This window comes from Sphaerisporangium sp. B11E5, from assembly GCF_039871875.1.
Taxonomy (GTDB): domain Bacteria; phylum Actinomycetota; class Actinomycetes; order Streptosporangiales; family Streptosporangiaceae; genus Sphaerisporangium.
On record NZ_JBDPMD010000054.1, the window covers coordinates 45,663 to 57,322 of the forward strand.

7 protein-coding genes are annotated in these 11,660 nt (G+C 73.7%); 6 read left to right on the top strand and 1 reads right to left on the bottom strand.

All coding sequences use genetic code 11. The features are described from left to right. The first annotated feature begins 96 nt into the window (after positions 1–96). Entirely contained in the window at positions 97–1,098 is a 1,002-nt protein-coding gene (locus ABGB17_RS33000; protein ID WP_347637176.1) for a hypothetical protein, read from the top strand. 56 nt (positions 1,099–1,154) lie between these two features. On the opposite strand, the gene ABGB17_RS33005 is transcribed toward ABGB17_RS33000, so the two are convergent. Continuing rightward, a complete protein-coding gene (locus tag ABGB17_RS33005; protein WP_347637178.1) occupies positions 1,155–2,822 on the bottom strand; it encodes a cation acetate symporter in 1,668 nt (555 codons plus the stop codon). Between the two features lie 721 nt (positions 2,823–3,543). Here ABGB17_RS33005 and ABGB17_RS33010 point away from each other — a divergent pair. The 5 genes from ABGB17_RS33010 to ABGB17_RS33030 are packed head-to-tail and all read left to right on the top strand — an operon-like array spanning position 3,544 to position 11,479. Then, positions 3,544–5,427: a hypothetical protein gene (locus ABGB17_RS33010; protein ID WP_347637181.1), complete on the top strand. Its 1,884-nt coding sequence runs from the start codon at positions 3,544–3,546 to the stop codon at positions 5,425–5,427. Next, the gene (locus tag ABGB17_RS33015) at positions 5,424–6,263 is read left to right on the top strand and encodes a hypothetical protein (protein WP_347637183.1); all 840 of its coding nucleotides are present in this window, start codon (positions 5,424–5,426) and stop codon (positions 6,261–6,263) included. The genes ABGB17_RS33010 and ABGB17_RS33015 overlap by 4 nt, the downstream gene beginning before the upstream one ends. Then, positions 6,260–7,903, top strand: a complete 1,644-nt coding sequence (locus ABGB17_RS33020; RefSeq protein WP_347637185.1) for a vWA domain-containing protein — start codon at positions 6,260–6,262, stop codon at positions 7,901–7,903. The genes ABGB17_RS33015 and ABGB17_RS33020 overlap by 4 nt, the downstream gene beginning before the upstream one ends. Next, on the top strand, positions 7,893–9,344 hold the full coding sequence (locus ABGB17_RS33025; protein WP_347637186.1) for a dynamin family protein: 1,452 nt from the start codon (positions 7,893–7,895) through the stop codon (positions 9,342–9,344). The genes ABGB17_RS33020 and ABGB17_RS33025 overlap by 11 nt, the downstream gene beginning before the upstream one ends. Positions 9,345–9,358: 14 nt before the next feature. Further along, the gene (locus ABGB17_RS33030; RefSeq protein ID WP_347637187.1) at positions 9,359–11,479 is read left to right on the top strand and encodes a hsp70 family protein; all 2,121 of its coding nucleotides are present in this window, start codon (positions 9,359–9,361) and stop codon (positions 11,477–11,479) included. Positions 11,480–11,660 lie beyond the last annotated feature (181 nt).

Genomic DNA, 11,660 nt, shown 5'->3' on the forward strand with positions numbered 1-11,660 from the left:
TTCACCAGGATCGACCCGCCCCATGGCTCCCTCTTCACCAAGGGACAGCCTCATGACTGGCCGCCCCACGGCGCCCTCCTCGCCGGGGACGGCCCCATGACCGCGGCCCGTTTCACCGTCGACCCCTGGGACCCCTCGTACGGCGCCGCCCTGGACCACGACGCCGGGGCGGGGCTCGAATCCACCACCGCCGAGCTCGACCTCGCCGTCGAGGTCCCCCCGGAGCAGTGGCGTCCCGTCACGCCGGCGCCGGGCACCCCTCTGCCCGCCGTCCTGCTGATCGCGGACGGTGTGCGGCGCGTGGACGCCCGCGTCTGGACCCACTCCGGTGCGGACGGCGGCATGCCGTCGCCCGGCATCGCCGCCTCCGCCGCCGCGGGCATCGTCCGCTGCGCCCCCGGCGCCCCCGCCACGCTCGCCGCCGTGCAGGTCAGCCGCTCGGTCTTCAGCGCCGCCAAGGACACCCCCGACGTCGTCACCCCCGCCGCGACCTACATCTCCCGCCGCGCCGCCCAGCCCACCGTCGAGCACCTCTCCCTCGCCCTCCAGCAGCACCTCGCCGAGCTGGAGGTGGACCTCGCCATCCGCCACCGCGCCGAGACCCGCGAACAGGACGACCTCCTCCTTGTCGACGGCCCCCTGCGCGGCCGCACCCACCTGCCCCGCACGGTCGGCTACGTCAAGACCCACCACACCGCCTACCTCCCCCCGCCGCAGGCCGCCGTCGTCTCCGCCCTGACCCCCGCCCAGCGCACCCCCGTCTTCCTGATGGGCACGAGCTGGCGCCGCCACACCTGGTACCTCCGCCTCCCCACGACCTCCACCACCCCGTGGTCCGGCGTGGTCCGCTGCGAGACCTCCGCCGACCTGTTCCCCGACCAGCTCACCGCCCTCGCCGACGCCGTGACCCTGACCCTCCCCCCACTGGCCGGCGTCGACTACAAGGACCCCCGCGCCCCCCAGAACCTCGTCCCCATCGGCGGCCTGGAAAAGCTGCTCCGCCACCGCCTCGGCGACCCCCGCCTCCTCTACCGCTCCCTCCGCGCCGCCGCGAACCCCTCGCCCACGGCCCCCGTGTACCCCCCTGTCCCCGTGTGACCCGCACGCCCGGCGTCCCGCGCGCATCGGCGTTTCCCGGTGCCATGCTGGAGTGGTCAGTAGTAGCCGCCGTTCTGGGGGCGGGCGTGGCGGCCGTGGTGGTAGGTGTCCTCGGGGGGAGTGGGTGGGGGTTCGGCGCCGGTGCCGGTGAGGGAGCGGACTTCTAGTTCGGCGTGTTTTCTTGGGTTGTGTTCGTGGCTGAGGAGGGTGGCGAGCCAGCCGGCCAGGAAGCCTGTGGGGATGGAGACGATGCCGGGGTTCTCCAGGGGGAACCATTGGAAGTCGGCGGTGGGGAACAGGGAGGTGGGCTTGCCGGAGGTGGTGGGGGAGAAGATGACGAGGAGGATGGCGGAGCCGAGGCCGGCGTAGATGGTGGTGACGGCGCCGGCGGTGTTGAAGCGGCGCCAGTACAGGCTGTAGAGGATGGCGGGGAGGTTGCCGGAGGCGGCCATGGCGAAGGCCAGGCCTACCAGGAAGGCGACGTTGAGTTTCTGGGCGGCGAGGCTGAGCACGATGGCGACGCCGCCGATGACGAAGGCGGCGATGCGGGCGAAGCGTACTTCGTCGCGTTCGGTCACCTTGCCGCGTTTGCCGACGTGGGCGTAGAGGTCGTGGGCCACCGAGGAGGACGTGGCCAGGGCCAGGCCGGCGACCACGGCGAGCATGGTGGCGAAGGCCACGGCGGCGATGACGGCGAGCAGGACGGTGCCGCCGATCTCGCCGAACAGGAGGCGGCCGATGGTCTCGGCGAGCTGGGGGGCGGCGGTGTTGCCGGCGGGGTTGGCCCGGGCGATCTCCTCGGGGCCGACCAGGGCGGCGGCGCCGAAGCCGAGCACCAGCGTCAGCAGATAGAACGTTCCGATGACGGCGATGCCCCACAACACCGAACGGCGGGTGTCGCGCGCCGTGGGCACGGTGTAGAAGCGGATCAGGATGTGCGGCAGGCCGGCCGTGCCGAGCACCAGCGCCAGGCCGAGGCTGATCAGGTCGATCTTGCCGGCGAGGCCCTGCGCCTCGGTGGCGAACCGCTGCCCGGGTTCGAGGAACGCCTCGCCCTCGCCGCTGCGTTCGGCGGCCTCACGCAGCAGCGCGCTCGGGTTCAGGCCGAACCTCACCAGCACCAGCGTCGTGACCACCAGGGCGCCCGCGACGAGCAGGAACGTCTTGACGATCTGGATCCAGGTGGTGCCCTTCATGCCGCCGCCCGCCACGTACACGATCATCAGGGCGCCGGTCAGCAAGATGGTGACCGCCTTGGCGACGTCCCCGGTGAACCCGAACAGCAGCGACACCAGGGCCCCAGCGCCCACCATCTGCGCGAGCAGGTAGAAGATCGAGATGACGATGGTGGAGACGCCGGCGGCCACCCGCACCGGGTGCGGGTTGGTGCGGAACGTCAGCACGTCCGCCAGCGTGAACCGCCCGGTGTTCCTGACCGGCTCGGCCACCAGCAGCAGCGCCACCAGCCAGGCCACGAGAAAACCGATCGAGTACAGGAACCCGTCGTAGCCGTACAACGCGATGGTGCCGGCGATGCCGAGGAACGACGCGGCCGACATGTAATCGCCGCCGATCGCGAGGCCGTTCTGCGCGCTGGAGAAGGACCGCCCCCCGGCGTAGAAGTCGACGATGCCCTTGGTCTGCCTGCTGGCCGACACCGTGATCCAGAGGGTGACCGCGATGAACACGAGGAAGAGGACGATGGCGAGGGTTTCATGACTCACAGGTGGGACTTCCCTTGACCGTACGTGTTGTGCGTTCCCCCGCGCGCCGCCGGGACGGCTGCCCTCGGATCACCAGGTGATTAAGGTCATGTCACTGTAGAAAGGCGGGTCATCCGCCATCGGAGCGGCTGTGACCGGCGGCGTGAACAACGCGCCGAGCGGTCGCACACCGCGCCGGACGGTCGATTCGGCGCGCCGAACGGTCGTGGGCCGTGGAACCGAAAACCCTGCCGGCGTGACGCCGTACCGGACCCTCCCCGGGTGCGGCAGGGAGGTCCGCCGCCGGAGGGGGGCGGCGGCGCCCGCCTGTGGGAGGTCGCGACGGGTCGCCGCAGGGGCGCCCCTCTCATCGGTCGCGCCGGTGTCGCGCCACTGGACCGCCGGAGTGGCGTGTCCCTGCGCCTCCCCGGGCGGGCGGACGTCCCTGCGCTGCGGAGGGGGATTCGCACTACTCGGTAGGGGGACCGGTGAGGGGGTTATGGGCGGTTTTATATCTAAAAAACGGGATTTAGTGGGGTGTGTGCGTACTTCAAGGAAATCCCTAAACGCGTTCGCCGATGCGCCCGAATCGGGAAACCTTTCCCGGGGGTTGGACGTCTCCTTCTACGTAGGATAGGCGATCAATAGTCGTCTGGGATGGTGACGATCTTTTGCCCGGCTTTCGGCGACGTCTGGCATTCCGATGAAGAGCCAGATTTGCCAGGTCTGTTATGACTCATGGGTGGCGCCCGCCGTTCGCGTGTGCCCGGACTGCGGCTGGCCGGCCGGTGCCGTCGTCGCGCACGGCGGTGTCACGCTGGCCCGGGCGCGCCATGTGCGGGACCTGCGTGCCGTGCTGCGTGCGGCGTTCCACGAGGAGGTCTCGGACTGCTGGTTCGACGAGGACACCGTGGCGCGGCTGATGCCGCTGGTGCGCGAGCCCGGCGCCGGGAGGCCGGACAACGAGGCGCGGGAACGACGCGCGCTGGTGGCGGAAGCGGAGCGCGCCAGGGACGACGACTGGAAGCGCCACATCGACGGCAGCACCGTGCTCACGGCGGATCTCGGCCTGCTGCTGAAGGGCTCCGGCACCGCCTGGGTCGTCCAGATCACCGAGAGGAGCATGCTCCGCCACCCCATCCGGGTGGACGAGAAGACGGGTGTGCCGATCAAGGACGCCGGTCTCGACCGCCCCTGGCCGTCCGTCCTGCGTGGCCTGCCGGACGACCAGGACCTGCGGAGGTTCACGCTGGCCGGCGGCGTGGGCCCGGAGCACCCCCCGGCGGGCCTCGGCACGGCCGGGCTGGACGCCGTGCTGCGCGAGGCGATGCCCGACGTGCCGGTCCGCATGCCCGTGTTCCCCAATGTCGTGGCGGTCGACCACATGCCGGGGTGGCCGCTGCCGGGGCGGGTGCTGCGCTGCCTGCGGGAGACCTTCGAGGCGGAGTCGGTCTTCACCGTTCGTGAGCCGGGAGAGGTGTCCGGCAGGGTGCTGGACGCCCTGCGGGCCCGGGTGCCGCTCGCCGCCCGGTACACCCTCGTCCTCGCCGACATCGGACCCGGGCCGGGCGAAGCGGGGGAGAGCAGGGTCGAGCTGCGCGACGTCCCGCTGTTCGAGGCCGGCGCGGTCGCGCCCGCCACCGCCGAGGTCACCGTCGAGGCGCCGCGGGCGGCGGGCAGGCGGGTCTGCCTGCCCGTGGTGCTGGGCTGCCCGGCCGCCGAGGAGAACGGCGCGGGCGAGGACGGATGGGCGAGCCGCACGGTGGTCCGCGCGATGACCGTCCAGCTCAGCCCCGGCAAGCCCACGAAGATCACGTTCACCCTGTGCGGGCCGGGCGACGTGACGCCGGACCGGGCGCACGGCAAGGAGACCCGCACCTGGCCCAAGCTCTACGAGCAGTACCTGGCGTGGGTGAAGCGCGACGCCCCGATCGACCTGCTCTTCGCGGTGGAGCTGAACGCCGCCACCGAGGAGGTCCTGCGGCGGCGCAAGGAGATCGTCGAGGGCGTCATCGTGCAGGCGCGGCGGGTGCTGCTCGGCGACGACCGGTTCCACGTCGGCCTGATCGGCTACCGCCAGCACGGCACACCGGAGCCGTGCCTGGCCGAGCCCCATGCGCTCGGGCCGGCGGAGGACGCGCTGCGGGCGCTCACGGGCTGGACGTGGACCGGCCCGCCCGCCGACCCGGTGTCGGCCGCGGCGGAGGAAGCCTTCGCGGCGGCGTCCCGCACGGCGTGGCGGGAGGGCGGCGACCGGTTCCTGATCACGGTCGGCGGCCGGGTGCCGCACGTGCGGAGCCAGGTCGTCGACGGCGGCGGTTACGAGACCCGCTGCGTCAACGGGCTCGCCTGGCGCGAGCAACTGGCCGTGCTGCGGGGCCAGGGCGTGCGGCTCCTGGCCGTGGGCGACCTCAAGGAGGCCGCGCTTCCCGGCCTTCAGGGCAGTCACCAGGAGAAGTACGTGGAGCGCATCTGGACCGAGGACATCGGGCGGGACGGCTTCCACCCCCACACCATGGGGGCGGTGCGAGAACTGCTGGCCGCCGTCGGCCTCGGCGGGGCCGAGGCGGACTTCCCGTTCGCCCTCCACATCCCGGCCGTGCGGACCCCGGGAGGCGGCCGGTGAGCGCCCCCTTGCGGCTCGGCCTGCTCGGCGCGCCGGGCAGCGGGAAGCTGACGTTCCTGTCGGCGCTGTCCATCACGGGCCGGACCCTGCCGGGGTACGGCAGGTGGGTGGTGAGGCCGGACGTCTCCACCACCGATTTCATGAACTCCGCGAGGGAAATCCTGACCGAGGAGAAACGATTTCCCCGTCGCGGCTCGGTGCCCGGAATCCGCGATCTCCTCGGATTCACCTTCTGGAAGGACTCCACCCTGGACTTCCACGTGGAAGTGGTGAACCTGCCCGGCGCGCATTTCGCCGACGACCGGGAGGACCGTGAGGCGGTCGCCAGGAACCTGTCGTCGTGCGACGGATACATCCTGCTGTTCGACCCGATCGCGGAACGGTGGAGAAAAGACAACCACAGGTTCCTGTCCGCGATGGTCAACCGCGTCGTCGCGCTCGACCCTGGCGCGTTCCCGAAACCGCTCAGCGTCTGCTGCGTCAAGTACGACGACCCGCAGGTCTTCCTCCCGGCCCTCGCCGGGGGGTGGGGCACCGACCAGGACGCCGAACCCCGCTTCCCCCGGGTGAGCGACGCCAAGGGGTTCTTCACGTGGGCGTGCGGGCACTTCGGCGACGGCAGCGGGGAACGGTTCCGCGTGGAGGTCCAGAACTTCGACCCCGGGCGCACCGCCTATTTCGTGACCACCTCCGTCGGCTTCAAGGCCGAGCGCGGCCGGTTCGACCTGGACGACTACGTCAACGCGCAGGGCAACCGGATCCTCGGCGAGATCCGTCCCGTCAACGTCGTCGAGCCGTTCATCGCGCTGGCGCGGATGACGGGGAGGACGTCGTGACGGGCACGCTGTGGCGGCTGGCGGCGGCCCTGCTCGGCGGGGTCGTCTGCTGCGCCGTGGCCGGGGCGCTGGGGGCGCCGGCGGCGGCCGACCAGGACCTCGACACGGTGTACGCCGGCCTCGACCTGGCGAGCACCCGGGCCACCTACCTGGTGCTGCTCGACGCCTCCGGCAGCGTGCGCGACCGGTTCCCCGAGGTGCGCGAGCAGCTCAAGGCGCTGGTGAAGGCGAAGGGGCCGGGCGACGAGGTGCTGGTGTTCCCGTTCGACGAGAAGGTGCGCAGGCAGGTCCTTCTCACCAGGCCGGAGGACGTGGACCGGTTGGAGGTGCCCGAGGGCCGCTGGACCGACATCGGCGCGGCCCTCGACTCGGCCGTCGCGTGGCTGGACGAGCACCCGTCCCCGCTGGCCGCGATCATGCTGGCCTCCGACAACGAGCACGACCCGGCCCCCTACAGCCGGTACCGTCCACGCGGCACCCCCGCCTGGCGGGCCCTCGCGGCCCGGGCCGCCGCCCTGGACGACAAGATCCGCTGGCTGCGGGTCTACTCCTTCCCCTTCCCCGCCGGCCCGGCGCGCGGCGAGCGGGACCGCGGCGAGCTGCGGGACGCCCAGGAGACCGTGCTCGGCCGGGTGTTCCCCCGCTACCTCATGCACGACCCGCGCGACGCCGCCGAGCGGCAGGACCTCGCCGCCGTCAAGGAACTCGCCCGCCGGGACGTCGCACGCGACACCCTGCTGGAGGCCGAGAGCGGACGCGGCGTCACCGCCGAATGGCTGACCGCCCCCGGCGCGCTGGACGTGATGTCCGGCAGGGGGACGGCCCGTCTGCGCCTGCGCTCCACCCTGCGGTACGTCCCCGTCCAGGTCTCCGGCCTCACGGTGCCGGTCACCGGCCCCGGCGGCTTCCAGGTGGCGGCGCGGCCCGACGTCCCGGGCCTGCTGCTGCGGCCCGGCGCGTCGGCGGAGCTCGACGTCACCTTGGTGTGGGGCCCGCCGTCCAGAGAACTGCTCGACCGCCCCCTGCGCGCCGGGCACCAGGCCGTCGCCGGGGCGCGGTTGACGACCCCGTGGTCGCCCGGCCTGGCCAAGCTGTCGGTCCGCCCGCCGCCGCCCGTCGCCGTCACGCCCCCGCTGCGCCTGTTCCCGCCGGGCGAGATCCAGGTGACGGGCACCTGGCGCCCGCTGACCATAGGGGGCCTCGCCGGGACGACGCTCGCCGCCGCCCTGTTTCTCTGGATGCGGCTGCGCAACCAGTGGCGACCCAAGATGTACGGCTACCTCAGCTTCACGTACTGGGAGTTCGACCACGACGGGAACCCGGTCGCCCGCCGGGGAAGGACGGTGCCGCTGGACGGCAGGCGCGGCCCGCAGACCGTGCACCCCCTGGACGGCGACCGGGCGGCGGACGGCGCCGGGGCCCCGGCCCCGGACGGCGGCCCCGCCGAGGCGAACGGCCGCCCGGCCGCCGTCGTCAGCGGCCGGGGCCTGCTGCCGGGCACCAGGAGACTCCTCATCGCCTTCACCCGCGACGGCACGCAGGCCGAGCCCACGTCCGTGCCGTACGGGGGCACCAGCCTGATCGGCGGCGTCCGCTTCACCCACCACGAGAAGCCGGACGAGGACACCCATGGACGATGACTTCAGCCGCGAGGTGCTGCGGCTCTGCGCCCGGGTGACGGCACGGCACACGGACGGGCCGCTGCGGGACGCCGCGCGCCTGGTACGGGAGCGCCTGACCGCAGGGCGGCTGCGCGTCGCGATCGGCGGCCGGATGAACGCGGGCAAGTCCACCCTGGTGAACGCCCTGATCGGACGGCGCGTCGCCCCCACGGGCAACACCGAGTGCACGCTGGTCGTCGCCCGGTACACGCCCTCGTACCTCGACCGTGTCACGGTGACGCCCCGGCGGGACGCGCCGTACGAGGTGCGCCCGGGGCCGCGGGGCGGGCTGCCGGTGGAGCCGGGCGCGCTCGGGCGCGGCCCCGAGGACATCTTGTGGGTGGACGTCGAGTTCTCCAAGAAGGACATGTCCGTGGAGTGCGTCCTGGTCGACACGCCGGGGCTGGACTCGCTGAACCGCGGCGACGAGGCTTCGATCGACGCGCTCGGCGAGGCGGACGCGATGCTGTTCGTCATGCCGCACCCCGGCACGGGGGACACCGAGGCGTTCGCGGAGATCCGCCGCGGCGTGGGCACCTCCCTGGCCGGCCGCTCCGGGCGGATCGGCGTGATCAGCCAGATCGACCGGCTGCCCACCGACCCGAGGGACGACCCCTGGCCCCCGGCGCGGAGGCTGGCCGAGACCTACGCCGCCGAGCTGCGCGAGCAGGTGAGCGAGGTGATCCCGGTCGCCGGCCTGCTGGCCGAGACCGCGCTCGGCGCCGACTTCACCGAACGGGACGCCGGCCTGCTGCGCCTGCTCGCCGGGCACGACCCCGGCGAGCTGTACGACGCCCTCTACGACGCCGACAGCTTCCTCGACTGGGACGAGGGGCCGCTGGACGGGCACGACCGGGCCAGGCTGCTCCGCATGCTTGGCATCCACGGCCTGCTCCTCGGCGCCGAGGCCGCGGGACGCGGAGCCCGGGGCGCCGAGGAGTTCCTGGCACTCCTGCGTGAGCGCTCCGGGGCCGGCCGGCTGATCGAGGCGATCGAGCACACCCTGGTGCCCCGGGCCGGCTGGCTGCGCGCCGCCGCCGCGCTGGCCCGGCTCACCGAGGCCGCGCGGGCCGACCCGCACGGCGGATGGCTCATGGACGCGGTGGAGGAGCTCGGGCGGCGGCCCGCGTTCGCCCGCGCCGGGCTGGGCGAGATGGTGTGGCAGGCGGAGAGCGGGCGGTTGCGGCTCGACGCCGGCGACGTCGAGGCGCTGCGCCTGCTCGCGTCCCGCGCGGTCCCCGCCGAGGCCCTCGGGCTGCCGCCGGTGTCGGGCCGGGACGACGTCGCGCGTGCGGCGGCACGCGAGGTGGCCCGCTGGCGGCGCGTGGAGCAGGACCTGGCCCGCCCGCCGAGCCTGCGGCGCCTCGCCAGGGCCGCCAGGGAGCTGTGCCAGGACTACCACCCGGACATGCGGCGATGAACGAAGGATCGAGCGTGGACAAGACGATGACGACCGGTGGGTCCGGCTGGCAGCTCGCCGTCGACTTCGGCACCTGCTACACCGCCGCCGCCACCCTGTACGCGGGTGCCGTCGAGCCGTTGGAGCTGGAGCCGGGGACCGGGCGGCACTTCCTCCCCTCCGTGGTGGTGGTCACCGGCGACGACGGCGGCATCGTGGTCGGCACCGAGGCGCTGAACTCCGCCGGGCTGGCGCCTGACCGGGTCGTCCGGCTGCCGAAACGGGAGCTGTGGGCCGGCCCGCACACGGTGGTCGGCGAGGGGCTGGTCGAGACGGCCGACCTGGTCGCCGCGATCTTCCGCAGGGTGCTGGACGTGGCGCGGCGGAAGTTCGCGCGCACCGGCAGGGACCTGGAGCGGGTGGTGCTCACCCATCCGGCCCGCTGGGCGGGCGAACCGCTGGAGCGCCTGGCCCTCGCGGCGGAACGCGCCGGGCTCGGCGCGGTGGAGTTCATGCCGGAGCCGGTCGCGGCGGCGCGCTGGTACCTGCGGGAGTGGGAACTGGCCGTGGGCGAGTACGTGGTCGTCTACGACCTCGGCGGCGGCACCTTCGACACCGCGGTGCTGCGCCGCGGGCCGGAAGGGTTCGTGGTGTGCGGCGAGCCGCGCGGCCGGCACGACATCGGGGGCGAGGACTTCGACCAGGCGCTGCTGGAGGTGGTCCAGGACCTGGCACGCAAGCAGGACCCGGTGACGGCGCACACCGTCTGGGAGGGCACGGGCTGGGAGGCCCTGATGTGGCGGGACAAGTGGGCCAGGAAGATCACCGAGGCGAAGGAGGCCCTGTCGGAGCGGGACCGGTACCTGATCAGGGAGCAGGGCTTCTACGACCCCGGCATCAGCGTCACGCGGAAGCAGTTCGAGGAGGCCATCGCCGACAAGGTGAGCAGGACGCTCGTCGAGCTCGGCGCGGCCATCCGCCAGGTCACCGCCGACGGCGCGGGGGTGGACACCGTCTATCTGACCGGCGGGTCGAGCGCCATCCCGCTGATCCGCGCGATGATCGGCGAACGATCCGCCGACCGGGTCAACGCGGTGGTCGCCCCGGAACCGAAGGCCGCGGTGGCGCTCGGGGCACTGACCGAGCCGCCCGTGCCCGAGGGCGCCCCGGCCCGGCCGAGACTCTGGCGGGCCGAAGTGACCGGCACCCCCGCCGCGCCCGTGCTCGCCGGGGACGTGCTCTACACCGGGACGGACGAGGGGTTCATCTACGCCTTCGACGCCGGGACCGGGGCGCAGGTGTGGCAGCGGGCCGTCTGCGCCGCGGTGACCACGCCCGCCGTGCACGGTGAGCGGCTGTACGTCGGCGACGCCGACGGCCGGCTGACCGCGCTGGCCACCGCGACCGGCGCGCGGCCCTGGTACCGCTACCTCGGGCCGTCCGCGCACCGCAGGCCGATCACGGCCGCCCCGGTCGTGGCGGGCGGCCGGGTGTACGTGGGGTGCCGGGAACGCGGGCTGTACGGCTACACCCTCGACGGCGATCGGGAGTGGGCCTACGGCATCGCCGGGGTGGACGGGTGCGCGCCGGTCGTGGCACAGGGCCTGGTGTTCGCGGGCAGCCAGTCGGGACGGCTGACCGCCGTCACCGCGGACACGGGGCAGCGGCGGATGAAACGCCGCCTGCCCGCGCCGATCTCCGGCCCGCTGGCCGTGACGGCCCGGCACGTGTTCGCCGCCGACGCGGACGGCGTGCTGCACGCGGTGGAACGCGCGGGGGACAACCGCGTCGCCTGGTTCCTCGACATCGGCGTGCCCCCCGGCACCGGCCCGGTCTTCGACCGCGGGCGGCTCTACCTCGGCACGGCGGACGGCCGCCTGCTCGCCCTCGCCCCCGAGACGGGGGAGGTGCGCGCGTCGTTCCCGCTGGGCGGCGCCGTGAGCGCGACCCCCGTGGTGTGGGACACCACCGCGTACGTCGTCACCGGCGACACCCTCACCGCGCTGGACCTGACCACCGGCACCCCACGCTGGACGGCACACGCCGGAGCCGCCATCACCGGCCCGCCGGCGATCGGCACGGCCTTCGCCTACGTCGCCGTCGCCACCGGCCGCATCGAGACCGTCGACCTCGCCACGGGGGCCACGGCGCCATGACCGAGCACGAGGAGAACGCCATGCCGGATACGCCGAACGCGCCGGATACGCCGGATGGGCTGGGAACGCCCGGTGGGCCGGATGGGCCGGATGGGCCGGATGGGCCAGGTGGGCCGGATGGGCCGGATGGGCCAGGTGGGCCCGGTGGGCCCGGTGGGCCGGGTGGGCCGGGTGGGCCGGG